This window comes from Ruegeria sp. HKCCD7296 (genome assembly GCF_013110775.1).
Taxonomy (GTDB): Bacteria; Pseudomonadota; Alphaproteobacteria; order Rhodobacterales; family Rhodobacteraceae; genus Ruegeria.
Window position 1 is genome coordinate 42,447 of sequence record NZ_WVRF01000011.1, and the last position, 22,027, is coordinate 64,473.

The 22,027-nt window shown below is 56.6% G+C and carries 18 protein-coding genes; 2 read left to right on the top strand and 16 right to left on the bottom strand.

All coding sequences use genetic code 11. The features are described from left to right. Nucleotides 1–27 precede the first annotated feature (27 nt). The gene (locus GS632_RS14810; protein WP_171176463.1) at nt 28–1,266 is read right to left on the bottom strand and encodes a TRAP transporter substrate-binding protein; all 1,239 of its coding nucleotides are present in this window, start codon (nt 1,264–1,266) and stop codon (nt 28–30) included. A gap of 109 nt (nt 1,267–1,375) precedes the next feature. Here GS632_RS14810 and GS632_RS14815 point away from each other — a divergent pair, with 109 nt between their 5' ends. Beyond that, nucleotides 1,376–2,971 (top strand): GMC family oxidoreductase, encoded by a 1,596-nt coding sequence (locus GS632_RS14815; RefSeq protein WP_171176461.1) that lies wholly within the window; start codon nt 1,376–1,378, stop codon nt 2,969–2,971. 91 nt (nt 2,972–3,062) lie between these two features. Here the strand turns inward: GS632_RS14815 and GS632_RS14820 are convergent, their stop codons facing one another. The 11 genes from GS632_RS14820 to GS632_RS14870 form a co-directional block, all read right to left on the bottom strand. Beyond that, on the bottom strand, nt 3,063–4,532 hold the full coding sequence (locus GS632_RS14820) for a M81 family metallopeptidase (RefSeq protein ID WP_171176459.1): 1,470 nt from the start codon (nt 4,530–4,532) through the stop codon (nt 3,063–3,065). Between the two features lie 16 nt (nt 4,533–4,548). Continuing rightward, nucleotides 4,549–5,403 carry an alpha/beta fold hydrolase gene (locus GS632_RS14825; RefSeq protein ID WP_171238006.1) on the bottom strand — a complete coding sequence of 285 codons (855 nt, stop codon included), beginning with the start codon at nt 5,401–5,403 and terminating at the stop codon, nt 4,549–4,551. A 69-nt stretch (nt 5,404–5,472) separates the two neighbouring features. After that, nucleotides 5,473–7,491, bottom strand: a complete 2,019-nt coding sequence (locus tag GS632_RS14830; RefSeq protein WP_171620793.1) for a CocE/NonD family hydrolase — start codon at nt 7,489–7,491, stop codon at nt 5,473–5,475. Further along, entirely contained in the window at nt 7,488–8,489 is a 1,002-nt protein-coding gene (locus tag GS632_RS14835; protein ID WP_171721278.1) for an ABC transporter ATP-binding protein, read from the bottom strand. The genes GS632_RS14830 and GS632_RS14835 overlap by 4 nt, the downstream gene beginning before the upstream one ends. After that, the gene (locus GS632_RS14840; protein ID WP_171176452.1) at nt 8,486–9,472 is read right to left on the bottom strand and encodes an ABC transporter ATP-binding protein; all 987 of its coding nucleotides are present in this window, start codon (nt 9,470–9,472) and stop codon (nt 8,486–8,488) included. Before GS632_RS14840 ends, GS632_RS14835 begins: the two co-directional genes overlap by 4 nt. Further along, nucleotides 9,472–10,350, bottom strand: coding sequence for an ABC transporter permease (locus GS632_RS14845; protein WP_348540080.1), 879 nt, complete (start codon nt 10,348–10,350; stop codon nt 9,472–9,474). Before GS632_RS14845 ends, GS632_RS14840 begins: the two co-directional genes overlap by 1 nt. After that, nucleotides 10,331–11,275 (bottom strand): ABC transporter permease, encoded by a 945-nt coding sequence (locus GS632_RS14850; protein ID WP_171176448.1) that lies wholly within the window; start codon nt 11,273–11,275, stop codon nt 10,331–10,333. The genes GS632_RS14845 and GS632_RS14850 overlap by 20 nt, the downstream gene beginning before the upstream one ends. Nucleotides 11,276–11,329: 54 nt before the next feature. Next, complete coding sequence (locus GS632_RS14855) at nt 11,330–12,889, bottom strand: ABC transporter substrate-binding protein (RefSeq protein ID WP_171176446.1); 1,560 nt, start codon at nt 12,887–12,889, stop codon at nt 11,330–11,332. A gap of 90 nt (nt 12,890–12,979) precedes the next feature. Beyond that, entirely contained in the window at nt 12,980–13,672 is a 693-nt protein-coding gene (locus GS632_RS14860; protein WP_170572598.1) for an XRE family transcriptional regulator, read from the bottom strand. Nucleotides 13,673–13,800: 128 nt separating this feature from the next. Then, nucleotides 13,801–15,840, bottom strand: coding sequence for an NADH:flavin oxidoreductase (locus GS632_RS14865; protein WP_171176444.1), 2,040 nt, complete (start codon nt 15,838–15,840; stop codon nt 13,801–13,803). Further along, a complete protein-coding gene (locus GS632_RS14870; protein WP_171176442.1) occupies nt 15,837–16,499 on the bottom strand; it encodes a helix-turn-helix domain-containing protein in 663 nt (220 codons plus the stop codon). The genes GS632_RS14865 and GS632_RS14870 overlap by 4 nt, the downstream gene beginning before the upstream one ends. Before the next feature lie 165 nt (nt 16,500–16,664). Between GS632_RS14870 and GS632_RS14875 the strand changes: the two genes are divergently transcribed. Further along, complete coding sequence (locus GS632_RS14875) at nt 16,665–18,671, top strand: CocE/NonD family hydrolase (protein WP_171176440.1); 2,007 nt, start codon at nt 16,665–16,667, stop codon at nt 18,669–18,671. Between the two features lie 54 nt (nt 18,672–18,725). On the opposite strand, the gene GS632_RS14880 is transcribed toward GS632_RS14875, so the two are convergent. From GS632_RS14880 to GS632_RS14895, 4 genes are read right to left on the bottom strand one after another with little or no spacing between them, the layout of a single operon-like run. Further along, a complete protein-coding gene (locus GS632_RS14880; protein WP_171176438.1) occupies nt 18,726–19,421 on the bottom strand; it encodes an ABC transporter ATP-binding protein in 696 nt (231 codons plus the stop codon). After that, nucleotides 19,414–20,145, bottom strand: coding sequence for an ABC transporter ATP-binding protein (locus GS632_RS14885; protein ID WP_171176436.1), 732 nt, complete (start codon nt 20,143–20,145; stop codon nt 19,414–19,416). Before GS632_RS14885 ends, GS632_RS14880 begins: the two co-directional genes overlap by 8 nt. Further along, nucleotides 20,133–21,074 (bottom strand): branched-chain amino acid ABC transporter permease, encoded by a 942-nt coding sequence (locus GS632_RS14890; RefSeq protein WP_171176434.1) that lies wholly within the window; start codon nt 21,072–21,074, stop codon nt 20,133–20,135. Before GS632_RS14890 ends, GS632_RS14885 begins: the two co-directional genes overlap by 13 nt. Then, nucleotides 21,074–22,000 carry a branched-chain amino acid ABC transporter permease gene (locus GS632_RS14895; RefSeq protein ID WP_171176432.1) on the bottom strand — a complete coding sequence of 309 codons (927 nt, stop codon included), beginning with the start codon at nt 21,998–22,000 and terminating at the stop codon, nt 21,074–21,076. The genes GS632_RS14890 and GS632_RS14895 overlap by 1 nt, the downstream gene beginning before the upstream one ends. Between the last annotated feature and the right edge of the window lie 27 nt (nt 22,001–22,027).

A 22,027-nucleotide genomic window follows, 5' to 3' on the forward strand; every position in this document is an offset into this window, starting at 1 on the left:
CGCTATGGGCCGGTTCGCAGAAGCTTATCAGGCCTGGCCCATCCACCAACGGCGTGGCTCGACATTCTCCGGCAGCATGTCTGCTGGAATCTCACGCGCGATGTCGTAGATTTCCTGATAGGTGTCGATGCCACCGGCCCATTTGTTCAGACGCTCACGCCACTGCGCCCAAGGTTCAGGGTTATAGTTGGGGGCACACATCTCTTCGGCCAGTTTGATCTGATCGTCGGGCAGGAAGGCCGGACGCACACCGTTCTCAGCAAAGATCGTGTTGGGCAATTGCGGCTCTGAGAACCCAACTGTGTTCAGCAGCGCGGCCTCGTTCGCACCCTGAATCAAAGCCTGAGTGAAGTAAGAGGACTCCATCACTGCATCCTGCAACTCGCCGCCCAAACCGTCAAAGACCTTGGCCGACATCGATGTATGCTCGGTTCCGCAGAAGAACTTCAGGTTGACCGACTGAGATACGACCGGCGCCATATTGGCGTAGGCTACAGCCGAGGCCCAAGTTTCGGCGCCGTCGATCAGACCGGTTTTCAAAGCGTCCAGCGTTTCTTCCCATGCCACCGGCACCGGATTCAGATTCAAGAGCTGCATGGCGATGCGGCCAAGCTGCGTGCCCGTCACGCGGTTCTTTGTGCCAAACAGCTCTTCCAGCTTGGTCACGGTCGGCTTGTCCGCAAAGGTCGAACCCATTTGCAGACCGCGTAGTTCGCAATGGGTGAACAGGAACTTTAACCCGTGCCGTTTTTCCAGGGGATCCCGCAGGATGCGCTGGCTCGCGGGGCTGTAGAAAAAGTGATACTGCGCCGCGCGGCTCGGGAACATGTAAGCATAATCCAACACGTTCAGGTAAGGTGCGCCACCGGCCGAGTTCTGAGTCGAGGCCGCGTAAATGTCGACGATCCCCTGCTGGGTCTTCTCGACACAGCTCAGCTGTCCGCAGATCTGATTGTCGCCGATGAACTCAATCCGGATCTCTCCGTCAGTGCGTTCCTCAAGATCACGCGCGAACTCGATCGCACCGGCGCGTTCGATCAGCAGGTTGCGAGTGTTGAATCCAGAAGCACCAAACTTCAGCGTGTGTTTCGGCTCTTTAGAAAAGCGCTTTTCATAGGTTGATTCGGCGGCCTGAGCCAGATTCGCCAAACTCATCGCTCCACCGAACCCGCCTGCTGCCAACAGTGTCGAGCTCATGCCGTAACGGCCCGCCACACGGAAGAAATCCCGCCGCGAAATACCACTCAGTTTCTTACCGATCTCCATTGCTTACCTCCCTGATTGCAATTATTGAGACGTTTTGTATCAAAAAAGGCTAGTATAATTCCTCTATCTTGCATAGAGTTTTTTTCAGCGGCATTGGGAGGAGGCGATAATGGAAGTGGATTATGCGATTGTCGGGGCCGGTTCCGCAGGCTGCGTGATTGCCAATCGGCTCAGCGCCGACCCCAACACGAGTGTTGCATTGCTTGAGGCTGGTGGCCGCGACAGCAACCCGTGGATTCACATCCCCGTTGGCTATTTCAAAACCATGCATAACCCCACGGTCGACTGGTGTTATCGCACCGAACCTGATCCGGGGTTGAACGGGCGCTCGATCGACTGGCCACGCGGCAAAGTGTTGGGCGGCTCATCCTCGTTGAACGGGTTGCTATACGTACGCGGTCAAAAGGAAGACTATGACCGCTGGCGGCAAATGGGCAATGAAGGATGGGGCTGGGATGACGTCCTGCCTCTGTTCAAACGCTGTGAAGATCAAGAGCGGGGCGCAGACGAATATCACGGTGTTGGCGGGCCTTTGTCCGTGTCCAACATGCGTATCCAACGTCCTATCTGCGACGCGTGGGTCGCCGCTGCACAAGCGGCAGGCTACCCGTTTAACCCCGATTACAACGGTGCCAAACAAGAGGGTGTTGGGTATTTTCAGCTGACTACGCGCAACGGCCGCCGATGCAGTGCCGCCGTGGCCTATCTAAAGCCCATAAAAGGCCGCCAAAACTTGAACATCATCACAAACGCGTTGGTGTCACGCGTGGTCATAGACAAGAAAAAGGCGACCGGTCTGGTATATCGGGATCGCTCTGGGGTCGAGCAAACGCTGAAAGTCCGTCGCGAAATCATTCTGTCAGGCGGCGCGATAAACTCACCACAGATTCTAATGCTTTCAGGGATCGGAGACCCGGACCACCTGAAAGAAAACGGTATTGAACCGCTGCACGCCTTGCCGGGTGTCGGCAAGGGCCTGCAGGATCACTTGCAGGCACGGCTGGTATTCAAATGCAATGAACCGACATTGAATGACGAAGTCCGCAGCCTCATCAATCAGGCGCGCATTGCCCTGAAATACGCGTTGTTCCGCGCAGGGCCAATGACCATGGCCGCAAGCCTCGCAACCGGATTCATGAAGACCCGCCCGGATGTTGAGACCCCCGATATTCAATTCCACGTTCAGCCCTGGTCCGCCGACAGCCCCGGCGAGGGCGTGCATCCGTTTTCCGCCTTTACAATGTCGGTTTGTCAATTACGCCCGGAAAGTCGGGGGGAATTGCGCCTTAACGGCCCGGATCCGTCTAAACATGTCAAAATAATTCCAAACTACCTGTCTACAGAAACGGATTGCCGCACAATTGTGGATGGTGTGAACATCGCGCGTAGGATCGCTAAACAGAACCCTCTGGCGTCAAAAATTTCAGAGGAGTTTCGACCAACGGCAGAGTTAAGCCACGATGACTATGAAGGCACGCTGGATTGGGCCAGATCGAACACTGCATCAATCTATCACCCAACCGGCACCTGCGCGATGGGCAGCACCAAGACATCGGTTGTTGATGCAAAGCTAAAGGTGCACGGGATACAAAACCTGCGGGTGGCCGATTGCTCGATCATGCCGGAAATCGTCAGTGGCAACACAAATGCACCAGCGATCATGATCGGAGAAAAGGCCAGTGATTTGATAAAGGCGGATGCATAACAACTGATCCTCCAGCCCCATAGTTCGGCTTGGCAACGGTGTGGGACAACAACGTTGTATTAAGTTGAGAGGCAGGAGTTGGGGATTTGAATTATCCTCCGAGTATTCGAACCCCTGATCGCAGCTTTGTATAGTTTACATCTTTGAGTTCACAGGGAAACTGCCCCGGCGCGGCGCATAACAGGACGTCTTGCGCGATGGGTTCAAAATCAGCTCGGAAGTGGGCTGTGCTTTTGACGCAAATAATCCGTGCCTGTTCAGGTTCGAGATTGAACAGCCGAATTTGCGCCAGATCCAGACATTGATTTCGAATGCTGGTTACTATGACATGAATTTGCGTTCCAATCAGCTGCAATGCCGTCGAGGGGCCCAGCGTTGCAATCCCGCCGCCATACATTTCGCCCGTGTAACGACATTGGCCATCGCTCAGATGATGCACACGCACATTTGCTAAATATGGCGTGTCACCGGGGCCGCGACCGCCAATTTCTGCCTCAAATTCTGCACCTGGACCCCTGGCATGGGCTTTTGCTGCCAATTGCGGATCATGCAACAGCCCAAGAATGGAAAGTGGGGTATTCTGAATAACAAGTTCACGCAGCAGCCCAGTGGTGTCCGCCGACGCACCGGCACCTGGATTGTCCTGTACATCCGCAATCACAACAGGCCCAGCGCCAGTTGCCTTTTGGGCGGTTTCGACTGCGTCCTCTGGCGTTAGCAAAGCTGTTTCAAACTGTGTTTCAGCAGCCTGCAACTTTGCAAAAACATGCCCGGCCATTGCCTCGGCGTCGGGCTGAGAGGAACTATACGCCAGCACGGATGGACCACAATCAGCTGTGTCCGCTGCGGTAAATCCCATGGCAAGTTCAACCAGTCGCGTGCCGGGTCCGTCGAACGCCTTCAGAGTTCCATACAGCGTTTGGGCTGGCGCCACTTCTGTATACTGGATGTGCAGCGGGATCAGATACTCCCCTTGTCTCCACGATTTCGCGGGTCGGCCATTTGCATGGATTTCGCGTATCATCCGATACGCCCGTGCGCCTGTGGCAGCCATATCAAGATGCGGGTAGGTGCGGAAAATGGTCATTGCATCCGAGTAATTCACCATTTGTTGCGAGATATTGGCATGCATATCAAGGCTTGCAACAAGCGGAAGATCCGGCCCAATGATCTGTCTGATCCGCGCCAAAAGCTCACCCTCGCCATCATCCCATGACTCTGTCACCATGGCACCATGCAGGTCCAGGTAAACACCGTCGAGCGGTGTCATTCCCTGAAGTTTGTCAGTTATGAGCCTCGCGATGGTGTCAAAGGCGCGGTCTGTTACCTTGCCGCCCGGTTCTGCTGCGCACCACAGAATGGGTAGTAATTCCACGCCTTCCGCCAACGCCGCCTTTGCGAATCCGGCGATGGGCAGATTCATACCATCGGTCACGCCCAAAACGTCCCGCCCCCGCAACAATTCTGGCCAGCTATCTGCCCGTTCAAAATCACTCAGTCGCGTTGGGCTTTCCACGAAGGTGTTGGTTTCGTGCTGAAATCCTGCAATTGCAATTCTCATCTAACTGGTCAGCCGTTTACTGCTGCACCAATTCGGCGCTTAAAATCTCGCGTAGTTTTTTCGCTACGACGTCAGGTTTGTGGCGTGTCATGGAAACATGTCCCAGCCCTGGGATCTCGTGGAATGTTCCGTTCTGCGCCAGGTCCGAAACAACCTTGCACATGACTGGAGCGGTCTGAACATCCTCAGAGAAAGCGACTACATGCATAGGGACCGGGCAGGTTTTCAGATCTTCGCGGCAATCGAAGTTCAGGCACGCTTCCCATTGATCGATTGTGGCTTGCGGATCGCGGTCGCGGAAGCGTTCGGTGTAAGATGCCTTGAGCTGTTCCCACAGTTCTGGTTCGTGCAGCGCTTTGGCTGGAAAGGCATAGACCGCATAGTGGGGGGCAAGAAAGTAGTCGGGTAGGGTTATGCCATCTTTTCGAAGGTCAATCTCGGCTTGCATCCAGTCGCGCGTGAACCCATCGATATAGGCGGAAGTTCCCATGGGAATGGCAAGTTGAACCTTGTCAGGAAAGTCGATCGCAGTTTGCTGTGTAACGAGGCCACCCAACGACAAGCCACATACAGTTGCGCGGCCACCCGCAAACGCATCGATCACCGCCGCACAGTCGGCAGCATAGTCGTTCATCGCCCAGGGAGGCGGGGGTGATTGGGTCTCGCCCGCACCGCGAGGATCATAGGTGATGCAACGAAAGCTGTCGGATAAGCGCGAGAACTGTTCTGAATAGGCTTCAGCAGTTTGGTCCCCACCAGGAACAAATACGATAGCAGGCCCCTCACCTTCGGTAACAACGCGCATGGTCACACCCCCGACCGATAGTTGATGAGTCTCGGCCCGCGGTCCAAACTGCAAGAATACCGACATCCTTCGTCTCCTGTTATTATACTGCTGACAGCAGCCTGTTTGGCCCGATACTTGGTTGGGTTTTAGTGGCTACATCCCGTTACGAGGGATGACGTGCACATTCTCTTCCTCATAGACAAGTTCGGTTCCGGCCCAAGCCTTGAGGCGTGAAGTTAAATGAAACTCCGTCGGTGTCGCTGTCTGTTCCGAATAGGTCCAAATCTTGGCCGACCAGCCTTCGCGGTCGAAACCGGCCGTCTGCTCCATCGTTGCGGTGGCCGAAAGTGGATCGCTGGGATGGATTGTGTAACGCCGATCTGAAACGTCGCTTAACACCGTTCCAATATCGTCGAGGCGGAAATCGCCCACTGGCCCGAAAACGCCACCATCAAGGAAAAACCTGTGAATGGTTTCTCCGTTGGTCAGATCAGTGCGGATAGAGCGTTCCATTGAACCTGACCGCACTTTCGTTTTTCGGGGCGCCGTTTGAGGCTTGCTTGGCTCGGGCAGCGCGCGTGGTTCCGATGCTTGCCCCTTTTGCGTGCGAACAGGCAGATGCAAACACGATGACCCTGAGCGGATCGTCAGCGTTACGGGTGCAGGTGCGGGCCAAAGCACGGGCCAATAAGCCGAGGCGATCTGCACTACGATGCGATGACCGGGCATGACACGGTAACCGCTGCCGTAAAGCGGTATGGTCACGGTCATGTCCTCGCCCGGCACAATTGCGGTCGGGTTGGTGTCACCAATCCGATGATTCAGATTGCAGAACCCCCGAGAAATCAGGGTTTGCGCACCGTTGGGGGCTTCGTCGACCAACAAAGCAGCAACGAAACCTTGCTCCTGATCCGCAGAAACTGTGATTTCGACAGAGGGCTGGCCCAGAACGTCAACCGCTGCTTCCAGAGGATCACCTTTGAATTGCAGTGCCCCTGCCGCATCGATCCGGCAATCTTCAGCCATGTCGCCGGGTATGGCAAACGAACACATATCGCCTGCAGCGGCCCCAAAGTTCTGTGGCGAGCAAATGGACATTGTAGAGCCAGTACGCGGCTTAATGTCCAGAGTACCGTCGTTTAACCACATCGAATAATCTTTGACGTTTGGCGAGGGCCAGCTTGGTTCTTCGACCCAGCGTCCTTCACGTTGCAGATGAGTTCCACTTGGTGCCGCGCTTTCCTGCATGAAGAACCGCAAGAGTGGTTCATCCATTAATCCGGTGTCGATACCCTTTAACCAATGGTCCCAGAACCTAAGGACTTCCCCTACAAAATCGGCCTTGGGGCCCGGCACCCCTTCATGTGGATACAGGTGGGCCCAGGGCCCCATCAGGATTTTCACAGGACCGCTGAGATGTTGAGCGATACGGAACGGGGTGTCGCGATAAAGGTCCATCCACCCGCCGAAAAAGTAAACCGGAACCTCGACGTCGGCGTAGTTTTCGCAAATCGAGCCGCGTCGCCACATCTCATCATGGGTTTGGTGTTCCAGCCACATGGCAGGCCAGAAACTGGCCCCCTCCATACGTTCGCGCCACATGTCGATCCAGCGGTCTTCACCTACGATCTCGGGATCGGGCGGCATCGCATTGTAGAGCTGCATGATGGAGCCCCACCAGAAATTATCGTTGGCCAGACAACCGCCGTAGAAATGGATATCCTCGCGCCATCGATCATCCGTTCCCATCACCGGCGCGATAGCCTTCAAGGCCGGGGGTCGTGTTGCCGCGACTTGGAACGCATTATATGCCCCCCAACTTTTTCCGAACATTCCCACATTTCCATCACACCAGTCCTGATCTGCGATCCACTGGATGACGTCGTGTCCGTCTTGGGTTTCCTGATGTGAATACTCGTCTTCAGCAATGCCGTCGCTATCCCCATAGCCCCGAATATCCACCCGAATCGAAGCATACCCAGCGGCTGCAAAATGCGGGTGCATACTTTCGTCGCGCATTCGCGTGCGGTCTCGACGACGGTAGGGTATGTATTCAAGGATGCAGGGCAGCGGAGTGGTTTTCGCCGCTTCGGGCAACCACAGTCTTGCTGCCAACTGCGTTCCGTCAGGCATTGGTATCCAGACGGTTTCGATGACCTCAACATTACTCATGACAAGACGCTTTCTTTTTGCTCAGGCGGGCGGGCCCCAGGTGCCAGCGGGAAGTGGCATGCGATTACCCGCTCATCCGTAACATGTCTTTCAGGAGCATCAAAACTGCACTGCGATTGAGCCCAGGGACAATGGGTGTGGAACTCACAACCCGACGGTCGAGCCAACAGCGAAGGGACTTCAGCCGGCAAGGTGATCCGGTCGTGGGTCTTGTCCGGATCAGGCTCGGGGTTGGCCGAGAGCAGTGCTGCGGTATAGGGATGCTGCGGCGCGCTGAATACCTCTTCGGTTTCACCAGCTTCTACAAATCGACCCAGATACATTACGGCAGTTCGATCCGCCACATGATGCACCACGTGCAGATTGTGCGTGATAATCACCATTGCCAGCCCAAGACGTTCCCGCAAATCGTTCAGCAGGTTCAGCACCTCACCCTGAACCGAAACATCCAGTCCCGCAGTCGGTTCGTCTGCGATAATCAACGCCGGGTCCAATGCGATGGCTCGTGCCACTCCAACCCGCCGAGCCTGCCCTCCTGACAACTGATGCGGGAAGCGCGAGTCAAAGCTTGTGGGCAAACCGACCAGCGTCAGCAGACGCTCGGCTTCATCCCGCAGATTACGCCCTTCGATGCCGTGAATGCGGAATGGTTCCGTCACCAGATCACCCACGGTCATACGAGGTGAAAGGGATCCTACTGGGTCTTGAAACATCATCGACATGCGTTTGCGGACAGGCTTCATCGCCCTTGGGTCTAACTCGTCGATACGTTGATCTTCGAACGTTATGGATCCTGCGCTAATTTCCTGCAGACCATTCACAGCCCGCGCGAGGGTCGTTTTACCCGACCCGCTTTCTCCAACGAGTGCAAAGGTTTCGCCTCGGTTAACTTCAAAACTCACCCCGGCCACGCCCAGGATCGAGTTTCGACGCCCGAACCCACCGACTGGGAAAGAAACCTGGACGTCTTCAACCTTGAGAATGGGATCGCTACTCATGCAGTCACTCCGGTTTCCTCGGGACAATCTGCAATAATGCAGCGCGCGACATGACCGTCTCCGATGTCTTTGTCGGGCGGAGGGGCCGAGCAGGCGTCGCTCACGAGATCGCACCGATTGGCAAAGATACAGCCTGCGGGCCGCGCGCGCAGATCAGGGATTTCTCCGGGGATTGTCGGCAGATGCCGGGTGCGTTCGCTTTGCCGCGCCGGGTCGCATTCAAGCAATCGCGCTGTGTAAGGGTGGCGAGGGTCTTGGAATATCTGGCGGACGGTGCCGCGCTCCACCACTTCACCCGCATACATGACCACAACGTCATCACACAGTTCGGCGATGACACCCAGATGGTGCGAAATGAACATGACCGAACAGCCGATTTTCTGCTGCAAATCCTTGAGCAACTCGATCGTGGTCACCTCAAGTGTCGCATCCAACGCCGTTGTGGGTTCATCCGCGATTAGAAGGGCGGGTTCCATCATCAGCGCCATGGCGATGGCAATCCGCTGTTTCATCCCGCCCGAGAACTGATGCGGATACCGCGCCAGCGCCGCGCGGGCATCAGGAATGCGGACCAGTTCCAGCATCTCGACAGCGCGGTTCATCTTTTCGTCTTTCGACAAGGTCGAGCGATACTGGATATTCAGCATCTGCTTTCCGACCGAGATGACCGGGTTCAACGCGCCCATCGGGTCCTGAAACACGGTGGCTATGCGCGGGCCGCGCAGGTCGCGCATCCGCGACGAGGGCAGGCTTGTCAGTTCATCCTGCCCTTCGAACAGGATCGAGCCACCGTCGATGCTACCATTGTCTGCCAGCAGGCCCAAAATGGCGTTGATCAACGTGGATTTCCCGCAGCCGGATTCGCCCACGATGCCGACGATCCGGTTTTCCGGTACATCGAAGCTGACGTTTTTCAACGCATGCAGCGGCCCGGCTTCGGTCGAGAAGCTGACGTTCAGGTTGTCTATGCGCAGCGTGGTCATCAGCGTCCTTTCAGCCGGGGATCAAACACGTCCCGCAGCGTCTCACCCAGGAAGGTAAAGCCCAGCGTTGTGATGATGATCGGCACACCGCCGGCAATCGCGATCCAGGCGGTGTCGCGGATATTGGTGAACCCGTCATTCAGGATCGAGCCCCAGCTTGGGGTTGGCGGGCGAACACCAAGGCCCAGAAAGCTCATGCCCGCCTCAATCCCGATGACGACCGGAATGTCCATCGACGCGAGGATAACCAGCGGCCCGATCACGTTGGGCAGAATATGTACCCGCAGGATACGCGCCGATGACGCGCCCATACTTTGCGCTGCCGTGACGTATTCCGAGGTTTTCAATGCAATGGTCTGGGTTCGGATGATCCGCGCATATCCAGGCACGGTGACCAGAACGACAACAACCATCACGGCGGTCAGTGACGGCCCCATCAGCGTCACCAGCGCAAGGGCCAGCATGACGGTTGGAAAGCTCTTCATTGCGTCGAACAGCAGGATCATCAGGTTATCCAGCCAACGCGGCCCGTAACCTGCGATCAGACCGAGAACGATGCCGATCACCAGCGAAACCGCCGTCGAGACCAGCGCGACAAACAAGGCAATCCGTCCGCCGTGTAGCACGCGTGCAAACAGGTCCCGGCCCAACTGATCCGTACCCATCAGGTGATTTGCGCTTGGTCCCTGAAATCGGTCCCGCGGATTAATCTTGGTCGGGTCCCAACTGGTTAACAGATCGGCGAAAACGGCGCCGAAGATGACAAACAGGACAAGGAACAATCCCAGCGCGCCCAAAGGTTCTCGCAGGATTTTGCGGATCGGGCGCCACAGTTCGGCCATGCGCCCGGGGGCGGGATTAGAAACTGCTTCTGACACGGGGATCCAAAGCTCCGATAATGAGATCTGCCAACAGGTTGAGCAGAACGAAAAGGACGGTGGTGATCAGCACAGTGCCTGTCACGATGGGGAAGTTGCGCGTCAGGATGGCGTCATAGACCAGCTTGCCGACGCCGGGGCGGGCAAAGACGATCTCGGCAAAGACGGCCGAGGACAGCATCTGGCCGATGCCCACGCCCAGCAAGGTGACCGTGGGCAGGATCGCAATCGACAGGGCATAGCGAAAGGTGATCGTCCTGTCTGGCAGGCCAAAGGCGCGCGCGGTACGGATATGACTGGCCTCTAGCACTTCGAGCATCGAGGCGCGGACCATGCGGGCGATATAGCCAACCCAGCCCAGACCAACCGCCAGCGAAGGCAGGATCAGGTGGGTCAATTGATCGCCCAGATCGCCGGGTTCGCCCGCGCCGATGGCAGGCAGCCAGCGCAATTCAACAGCAAAGATCAGCAGGGCATAGATCGCAATGACAAAGGATGGCACCGCGATTACCGCCACAGAGAGGATACCTACAACCCGGTCAGCCCAGCTGCCGCGGCTGACTGCTGCCCAGCAGCCCAGCGGGATACCAAGCGCCACCGACCACGTGATGCCGCCAACGATCAGGGCCAGAGTGTAGGGCAGTTGTTCGAAGACAACCGTGGTGACGGGGCGGCCTGATAGAACCTCATCCCCAAGATCACCGGTCCAGGCGCCGATGTAGAAATTCCAGAACTGAACCAGAACCGGCTGGTTCAGCCCCATCTTTTCGCGCAGGGCGGCGCGCATTTCCTCGGTTGCCCGAGGGCCCAGTGCTACCGAGGCCGGATCGCCTGGGATCAGGTAGATCATGCAAAACAGCAGGAACATGGCGACCGAGACAATCGCAGCAGCCAGTCCAAGCCGTTTGAAAAAATAGCTTAGCATACGTGCCCCCTATTGGCGGACGGGCGGCATTTGGATGCCGCCCGTTTGCGTGGATCAGGCGGGTTTGAACAGCGGCAACAACGGCTCGCCATTCGGCTTGAGGCCCGGATCGACCGTATCCTTGTGGATCAGGCCAACTACCTCATGCGTCAGGAAGACGTAGCAGCCGCTTTCATCCATGAGACCCTGCATCTTCTTGTAGATCTCATCACGCTTGGCCGCATCGCTTTCGACCAGACCTTCTTCGTGCAGCGCTTTGTATTCCTCGTTGTTGAACCGTTCCCAGTTCCAGACGCCGACTTGTTCCGGCGTGAACCAGACGGTCGCCCAGCTTGGGTCAGGGTTCATCGAGAACCGGCTGAGCACCAGCTGCAGGTTCATGAAGTAATCGCCATCCTTGGACCCCAGCGTCCAGAACGTACCGCTGTCATTCTGTTTGATCTCGCAGGTGATCCCAACATCGGCCAGATTGGCCTGAATGACCTGCGCTGCCGTCAGACGTTCCGACTGGTTCAGGATGTCCAGGGTAACGGTCATGCCCTCGGCGCCTGCCTCGGCCAGCAACTCGCGCGCCTTGTTCGGGTCATAGTCATAGGTGACACTGTCGCGGCTGCCCGGCAAACCCGGTGCGATAATGCCGTTGCCCACGGCGGCAGCGCCGAAATAGGCCGCATCGACAACCGTTTGCCGGTCAATCGCGTGCTGGATAGCCCGGCGGATACGAACGTCTTTCAACGCTTCGTTGTCCTGATTCATGCCCAGCCAGACATAGGCCAACGAGGGTTTTTCTTCGACGACCGACCCCGCAGGTGGGTTTTCCTTGAGCCGCGGCAGCGAGGAAACCGAAGTCCAAGTGTAATCCAGATCACCAGCTTCGAAACCCAGCTCGGCGGTCGAGGGGTCTTCGATCGGCAGGATGTGAATTTCCTCGTATCCGCCCGGCTCATACGCCCAGTCCGGGTTGCGTTTCAGAACGGTTTTCTGTTTGGGCACCCATTCGGTCAGAATATACTGGCCGGATTGCGCCACCGGCTCAGACCCGATCTTGCCGCCGATTTCCCCGACAGCCTTGCGCGACACGATGCAGGACGCAGGTGTTGGCAAGGTTGTCGTCCAAAGCGGAACGAATTTGTTTTTCAGATGGATCAGGCCTGAGAGGTTGTCCTTGACCTCAACCTCTTTCAGCGCGCTCCAGTCGCCAGCGTATGGACTTTCATTGGCTGGATCAGCAATCCGCTCGATCGAGAACTTCACGTCGTCAGCCGTCATTTGGCCAAAGCCGTCCGTAAAGCCGATATTGTCGCGCAGCTTGAAGGCGATGGTCAGGTCGTCCAGCTGTTCGATGCTTTCGACCGCAACGGGGCGCCAGTTCCAATCGTCGCCTTGCTGGTTCGACACCAGTGGGGCATAGATCGACCGCATGATATCGGCTTCGGGCAGCGCCAGCCAAAATGCGGGGTCCAACACTTGCAGGTCACTATAAGACCGGATGGTCAGAACCGTCCCATCGGCGCTGACGGCCATATGCGGAAAGGCAAGGCTGGCTGCGCCCAATGCGCCAGCTCCGGCCAAAACGGAGCGTCGGGAAACGTCCCCTTTGAAAATCGAACTCATTTGCTTACTCCCTGTTTGTCTTCGTATCCGGGCATCTGTCCGGCGTGGTTGCTTGCGGGCAGAGCCCGCGACTTCAGGTGCCAGCAGGCGTTATCCGTTCTTTTTCTTGTGTGACTGTGGCAGTTGCTCGTCAGCGCCAAGCGCTGAGAATCTTGGAATGATCACGGGTGAGTTCACCCAGATCATACGCGCAGGTTGGTCAGTTACGTTGCGCAGGACGTGCAGGATTTCACCGGGAAAGCTAAAGCTGTCACCCGTGCGCAAGGTGACGGTTTCATCTTCCATCACCAATTCCAATTCACCATCCAGAATGACCCCGTGCATCTCGCCATCGCGCGAGAAGTACTGGTCAACAACCTGCTCGGAATAGGGGCGATAGTCCGACACGCCCAGACAGAACCCGCCACCGATAGAGCTGGACAGCAACTGATCTGCATAGCCCGACTGCTCGATGGGCTCATCATACAGCAGGTTCAGATTGCGGCGGTTGGACTGCCGCACAACATAGGCGCGCTCTAACGGGCCGGATCCGGGGCGGTGATTGAAAAACCATTCCTCTGGCACGCCCAGAGCGTCCGCAATTCGCGAGATTTTGTTGAGCGAGGCGCTGACCGTTCCGCGCTCGATTGCGCTGAGATGGCTGATCGAAACACCGCTGCTGGTCGCAAGCTCGGCCAGTGTCATCTGACGTGCTTTGCGCAGCTGACGTACCTCGGCCCCAAAGGCCGCCAGGCCCTCTTCGCTCGCAGTACGGCTGTATTTTCTTGATGCGCCCTGGCTCACGAATCCTCCCTTCGGTTACTAGGTGCTTCAGGAATGCTACGACAACTTTTCTTTTTCGCAAGAATTTTTGCTAATTTTTCCTTTATTGCTTTTCAAACTCGTCTACAAAACTTGGTTTTGCACGCATGTCACCACCGAATTCCAATCCGCAGCGCGTCATAGATTGCAGCGTGAATGTTGCGTGCCGATACGGCGTCTCCGATACGATAGAGGTCAAATTCCGCCTCGGGGTTTGACTGTGGAAACAATTGGCCTGCGCCCGAGACAAGTGCGCCTTGATCTACGGCACCCCTATTGCGCGAAAGCGGTTTGAGATCAAAGTAAAGGTCGCCCAGCGGTAGGGTGCCCTGATTGACAACTATCTGATCGTAATACTGTTTCTCTCTCAGGTCCGAGTAATCGGTACCGACATGGGCCAATAGCTGATTGCCGGATTTCTCGATCGCGTTCAGTGTACGTGTCACCGTGAAAACGGCGCCGGTCTTTTGCAGCGCACGCATATACGGCACCAGGTTCATCGCCATCACTTCCGGCGCGAAACTGCGATCACGTGTCATGATTTCGACACGCGCGCCGGTGGCGGCGATAACTTCGGCCGCCATCAGCGCAGGATGGTCCCCCGCATCATCATAGATCAGCACGTTTTCACCCGGCTGCACATCGCCAGACAGAATGTCCCAAGCAGAAATCGCCAGTTCATTGCCCGAATCGAGGATCGTCGTCTCGGGCAAACCACCCGTTGCGATCACAACCATGTCCGGCGACAGCGCGGTTACGTCCGCGACATCGGCGAAGGTGTTAAAATGAAATTTCACGTCCCGCGCCGCACATTGGGCCATGCGCCAGTCGATGATCCCGATCATTTCGGCCCGGCGTTTGGATTGCGCGGTCAGGCGCACCTGTCCGCCGGGTTCAGGTGCGGCCTCTAGAACGGTGACTTCATGCCCGCGCTCTGCTGCAACGCGCGCTGCTTCAAGCCCACCCGGACCTGCGCCCACAATGACCGCGCGACGACGTGTTTCAGCCACCGGTATGATATGTGGCATGGTCAATTCGCGCCCGGTTGCCGGGTTGTGAATACATAATGCTTCACCAGCCTGATAGATGCGATCCAAGCAATAGGTCGCCCCTACGCAAGGTCGGATGTCATCCTCCTGCCCGGCTTGTATCTTGGACACAATCAACGGATCTGCCATGTGGGCACGGGTCATCCCGACCATATCCAATAGGCCCGAGGCCACGGCATGGCGCGCCGTCGCCACATCTGGGATGCGCGAAGCATGAAAAGTTGGCATTCCAATCTCGGCCCGCACGCGCCCGGCAAAATCCAGATGTGGCGCACTTTTCATGCCCTGCACGGGGATCACATCCGTCATGGCGGGGTCGGTATGAATGCGCCCGCGAATAACGTTCAGAAAGTCAACCTGACCGCTATCGCGCAGCCTGCGCGCGATTTCCAACCCCTCCTCCTGAGTAATGCCGCCCTTTTGGACCTCGTCGGCGGTGTAGCGCACCCCTACGATAAACTCTGGACCCACACGGTCGCGAATTGCATCCAAAACCATGAAACCAAAGCGCAATCGATTGTCGAGATTGCCCCCAAACGGCGCCTCCATCGTGTTGGTCAGCGGCGACCAGAACTGATCCAGCAGGTGCCCGTAGGCCTGCAACTCGATCCCGTCCAACCCAGCAGCCTGCATCCGTTCGGCGGCGTCGGCATAATCGGTCACAATCCGCTCAATGTCGAAGTCTTCCATCTTTTTCGGAAAGGCCCGATGCGCAGGTTCACGATAATGCGAAGGCGACAGAGACGGCAGCCAATCGCCCTTGTTCCAACCGGTGCGCCGCCCCAGATGGGTCAGCTGGATCATCACGGCACAGCCATGGACATGGCAGGCGTCGGTCAGTTCACCCATCCAGCGCACGACCTCGTCCTTGTAGGCAAGGATGTTGTTGAAGACTGGCGGGCTGTCCCGGCTGACAGTGGCAGAACCTGCGGTCATCGTCATGGCAACACCCGCTTTCGCACGCATTTCGTGATAGGCGCGGTAACGTTCCTTGGGCATTCCATCTTCGGGATATGCTGGCTCATGACTGGTAGTCATGATCCTGTTTTTCAAGGTCAGGTGCTTCAATTGGTAGGGCTGTAACAGAACATCGCGGGTCATTGCCGCGTCTCCTGTTCCGCAGCATTGGTCACCGCGACATCCTTTGGAATGACCACTGGTGAGACTGCCCAGATCAGGCGGCAGACCCGGTCTGTTCGATTGCGGGCATGGTGCGGAATACGTGCGTCAAAACTGTAGCTGTCCCCGGCGCGCAGAGTAATGAATTCATCACCGATCCGCATTTCCAACTCGCCCTCAAGAACCAACCCGTGTTCTTCACCTTCGTGTTCCTGCAAAGGATCCTCGGGGCGTTCTGAATGCGGCGCATAGACCGCCATACCCATGTAAAACTGCCCACCAATCGAGCTGGACAACAATTGGTCGGTATAGCCAAGCTCTGCCGCATCCTGACCGTAAAGTGTATTAAGGGCACGGCGGTTCTGAGCACGCACAACAAACGCTTGCTCCATCGGTCCAGCACCGGCGCGTCGGGCAAAAAACCAGTCAGGCGTGACGCCTAAGGCGCTCGCAATGTCTTGCAGGACGTCAACCGAAGGTTTGGATACACCGCGTTCAATCGCCGACACATGGCTGAGCGAAATACCCGCCTCTTCGCTCAACTGTTTGAGAGTGAGTTGGCGAGCCTTGCGCAACTGTCGAACCTCACTGCCCAGCGAAGAAATTGCAGATGGCAAAGCGACGACATTGTCAGATGGCATTTGGCTCTCCGGATTTAGGTCAAGCGATCTATTTTCTCCAAAATTGAAATCAGACTGGAATTTTAAAGTCAAATTCTATTTTCAAATGAATGAATGTACTGTATTGCAAATATTCTTGGGATTTGCAGAACTGGCTCGAACACAAAACGCATGTGGCGGATCACTATGGCGGACCAAACCGAACATCCTTTTGACGTTACAGAGACGGACCATCTGTGGATCAGAATGCCGGATGGAGTGCGACTGGCCGCCCGGTTGTGGCGCCCTGTGACGCAAAGGCCTGTCCCCGCCATCTTAGAATACATCCCCTATCGCAAGACAGACATGGTGCGCGCGCGCGATGAACGGAACCACCCTTTTTTTGCTGCCCATGGGTATGCATGCATTCGGGTGGACATGCGTGGGTCTGGCGACAGCGAAGGACATATGTCGGATATGTACGCGCCAGAAGAACTGGATGACGCGCGACAGGTCATCGATTGGCTGGCCGCGCAGCCCTGGTGCAACGGCCGCGTCGGGATGTTTGGTACGTCGTGGGGTGGCACGGCCTCGCTGCAGGCCAGCGCAAATGCGCCAGACGCTTTGAAGGCGACAATCGCTGTTTGCGCCACACATGACCGGTTCGAGGACGACATCCACTATATGGGTGGATGCGTTTTAACGGATACGTTCGAATGGGGTGCAACCTTGCCATCCATTCTGGCCTCACCTCCGACACAAAACGTTGGGGCAGGCTGGAAAACCTTGTGGCAAGAGCGCATTGAAAACCTCTCCTTTCCTTTGGAAAACTGGCTACGCGAGGACGCACGCGGTGCATACTGGCGACATGGGTCTGTAATTCACGAGACAGATGCGTTTTCCGTACCGATCCTGTCCGTAGGGGGTTGGAGCGATCGGTATTCAAACTCTGTCATGACAATGGTCGATGCGCGCCCTGACCTGGTGTGGGGGGTGGTGGGCCCTTGGGGGCACCACTATCCCGATCACGGCGCACCGGGACCGGCGATTGGGTTTCAGCGTTTGGCACTGGATTGGTGGGATCATTGGCTGAAACCAGACACTCCGAAAACACCGGATTGGCCGCGGTTGCGAGTCTGGCTGCGCGAATTCGATACGCCGGGCGATACGCTGGTTGAACGGCAAGGCAACTGGATCGAAAGCGGCCCGACGATCGAGCATGTTGACCCTCAGACAGTCTCTTTGACCAGCCTCGAGTCGTCTGCAGGTCACGAGCCTTGGGTGCTACCAAACTCGCGAAACGTTGGGCAGATGTCCGGGGACACGGGCTATTTCGGACGCGCAGGTGGTTTGCCTCTGGACCAGTCCGACGACGACGCACGGTCTTTGGTTTTTGAAACAGCCCCGCTGTCCGAAGATCTTGTGCTGTGCGGCGCAGTGGACTTGACCCTTTCAGTTGACGTAAAGGGCTATCCTGCGGTTGTCGCAGCCCGGCTAAGCGACGTCAACGCAAGCGATGAGGTGGCACGGATCAGTTATGGCGTGCGCAATCTGGCCCTTGATGAAAACCTGGACAGTCGATCGCATCCCGATCAAACGGGCCGGGTGGATTTTTCGATGCGCCTGCACACGACAGCTTATCGCGTTCGAAAAGGGCACCGTCTGCGGCTTGCCTTATCTTCGGGCCTGTGGCCGCATTTACATTTGCACGCACCACCGCAAGATATTGTAATACAAGATGGTGCGCTGAAATTGCCTGTTTTTAATGGTGCCACCATGGACTTGTCAGCGCAATTGCCGCCGCCTGAACCGCTGCCAAAAAAGCCTTCGCACAAGGTTGTTACGTCAAACAATCTGGTGCGTTGGAATAAACAAATAGCCGGCAGTCACGAGATTGGATGGCATCAGCCGATGATGCTGGTTTTCTATCCAGACATCGGGACAACATTTGGGTATGAGACGCGCATGTCCCACACAACGTCGCTGGATTCGCACGAACACCAGCGAACCCAAGTCGATCATCGGATGGTGTTTGAGCGCACGGACGGAACTGCCGATGTTCGCGTGTCCCTTCTTGCAAGCGCATCACGTGGCGTTACTACTGTTCATGCCAACCTTACGGCAACTTGGAATGGCGCTCCATTCGCGGCACGGACCTGGACTATTCGCCACCCTGCCAAGGGGGGCATTCCAGAACGAGACGATGACAGTTGAGCAAACACTTTTGTCCGCGTGAAGCACGGATCAAGCACTAGCGGTCACCATCATTCAAACACCAAGGTACTTGGTGAGGATCGTTCCATCCTGAGCGACATTCGCAGGTGCAACGGTTTCGCGATCCTGACCGTTTTCAATGAACGTGATACGGTCTGCTATCGACAAAACCGCATCAATCCGCTGCTCTACCAGAATGATGGCATAGCCTTGCGCCTTCATTTTGACGACCACTTGTCGGATCTGTTCGATTATCGAAGGTTGCAGACCTTCGGTCGGTTCATCCAGTAGCAGGACTTTAGGGCGCAGGCACAGCGCGCGGGCTGTTGCCAGCATTTGCTGTTCGCCCCCCGAAAGCGTGGTAGCGACTTGGTCCAGGCGCTCTTTCAGCCGAGGGAAAAGTTCCAGAACCCAGTCTCGAGTGTTCGCGCCTTCGCCGCGTGCCATCAGACCCATTTCGATGTTCTCTGAAACAGTCAGCTCAGGGAAAAGCCGCCGACCCTGCGGGATGTAGCCTATGCCGCGTTTGGGCACGAGGTGCGCCGGCAAGCCACTGAGACGTTCCCCATCCAGCGTGACTTCACCTTGGTTCAAGGGTAGTTGGCCCATAATGGCCTTGAGCAGAGTCGTTTTCCCGGCCCCGTTGCGGCCCATGAGACAGTGTATTTCCCCGGCCTTGACCGACAAAGACACACCGAAAAGAACTTTTACCTGACCATAGCCGGTGTGAATATCAGTGACCTCAAGCATTGGCAGTTGTCCCGAGATATGCGGCTTGCACCGCCGCATTCGCGTGGATTTCGTCAACAGTTCCCGAGGCTAAAAGGCGACCTTGATCCAGCACAGCTACATGGTCGGCGGTCTCGGTGACTACACGCATATTGTGTTCGATCAGTAGGATTGTTGTCTCTTTGGCCATTGTCCGCATCAGCGTCACAAATGCATCCACTTCGCCTTCGGCCAAACCCTGTGTCGGTTCGTCAAGGATGAACAGCTTTGGGTCTTGCGCCAGACCCATAGCAATTTCCAGCACCCGTTGATGGCCATAGCTGAGATCCGAGGCAACCTGATCAGCCCGGTCCCCCAATCCAATCTTGTCCAGAACGGCGGCGGTCTTTTGAGCATGGGCCGTCTTGTCGTGCGCCAGCTTCCGGCCTGCCGCTAGGGCGACGTTGTCTTCGACCGTCAGCCCGGGAAAGATCGATGTAATCTGAAACGTGTAAGCCATGCCCAGTTGTATACGTTTATGTGCAGGCAAACGGCTGATGTCCTGGCCCTCAAAATAAACGCTGCCACTTGTCGGTTTCGTGCGCCCGCTGACCATACCAACGAAGGTCGATTTGCCAGCCCCGTTGGGACCGATCAACGCAGTTATCGCATTCCGCCGCAGGGAAAAATCTATGTCGGTGTTGGCCTGAAGCCCGCCATAAATCTTTGTCAGGCCTTTGGTTTCGAGGATACTTACGGCAGCCATGACACAGCTCTCTTGCGCAATGTGCCCGCAATGCCTTGCGGGGCGAACAGGGTAAGAAGAACCAAAGCAATGCCGGCAACCAGCATATAGGCATTGGTAAAGCTGCTAGAGACATCGATCAGGTAGAACATGAAGATCACCCCGATAAGAGGGCCGACCGTAGTTCCAGCGCCACCAAGCAGGACCCAAAGCAGCGGAAAGATCGAGTAATGGACCGCTGCAAAGCTGGCCCCGACATAGCCGAACAGCATCGCATAGGCAGCGCCTGCCACGCCCGAGAACAATCCCGATACAACCAGCGCGGCAAGCTTCAGCCGCCCCACGTCATAGCCCAGCATCCGGGCACGTTCCTCATTTTCCCGAATGGCGACGAGGCGCTTGCCAAAAGGGCTTTGCACCAAACGCGCCATGGCGAGAAAACAGATCGCGAACAGGATAAATGCCGTGAAATAGCGCGCCGTTTCCGTGGTCAGGTCAATTCCAGCGATGCTGCGTTGCGCCTGTTGGATGATAAAGCCCTCGTCGCCGCGAGTATATTCTCCAAAATAAAGGATCACGAGATAGAAGGTTTGAGCAAACATCAGCGTCACGATCATGAACGCCACACCAATGGTGCGCAACGCCAAAAAGCCAACAGCGACGGACAACAGCCCTGCGGCGGTAACTCCGACAGCAAAGGCGGGCAGAACAGTCAAACCGCCAAAATTCATGCTCAGCCCAAAGCCGTACATTCCGGCGGCAAAAAACATGGCGTGGCCAAGGCTCAGCAGGCCGGTATAGCCAAAAAGCAGGTTGTATCCGATGGCATAAATCGCCAGCACCATGATCCGCGAGAATGCACCCACGTGATAGGCGGGAAGCACGAAGAAAAGCGCCACAAGCGCAAGCAAAACGCAAGAATGCAAAGCGGCTGATCTGAACACCACCATCAGGCCGCCACCCGCCCCATCAGGCCCTGCGGCCTGAATACAAGCACCATTGCCACAAGGAAAGTTGCGATGATTTTAGCCAGGGTCGGCGAGAAAAAGACCGAGATGATGCCGTCACTCATTCCGATCAGAACAGCTGCAATCACCGTGCCGGGCAAACTGCCAAGACCGCCGATGATCACCACGATAAACGCCAACAACAACGGATCTCCGCCCATTAAATAGTGGGCCTGTTGGATTGGAACGACCAGCACCGCGCCCAGCGCGGCAAGCCCTGCTCCCAATCCAAAGACCCAGGAGTAAACGCGATTGACAGGCACTCCAAAGGCCTGCGCCATTCCGCGGTCCTGCTGGGTTGCGCGCATGATCAATCCGATCTTGGTGCGCGTCAGTACGAACCAAAGCACCCCCAGCACCGAAATTGCGGCAAATATTACGAACAACTTGTATGTCGTAACGCTCAGCCCCCAGGGCCAGATCATCTGGAACCCGTCCGCGCCAAACTCGAACCACGGAAGAGCCAGGCGGGTATTGAAGGGCGGCTCAACCGGCCGCGCCTCTGGACCGTACAGCATCAGCGTCGATTGTTGCACGATGTACAAAATGCCGATCGTGGCCACGATGGTCCGATCCACGTCATAGTCGATCCGTTTGAGGATCAACTGATCCACCCCCGATGCAATACATCCGACCAGTACCGGCACGATAAGCAAAGCAGCCACGAAGCCAAAAGCCGCATGTCCACCGATCATCGTGCTGACTGCCCAGGCGAAAACCGCACCCAACATGAAGAATTCGCCATGGGCGACGTTTACAACGCGCATGACGCCAAACACGATGCTGAGCCCCATCGCCGTCAGCACAAGAATAGCCGAGATGACCGCCCCCTCGATGGAGGCGAGCATCAGGTGAGGGCCGAAGTCCATACCCTGCCTCGCTTTTGCCTGTTGATG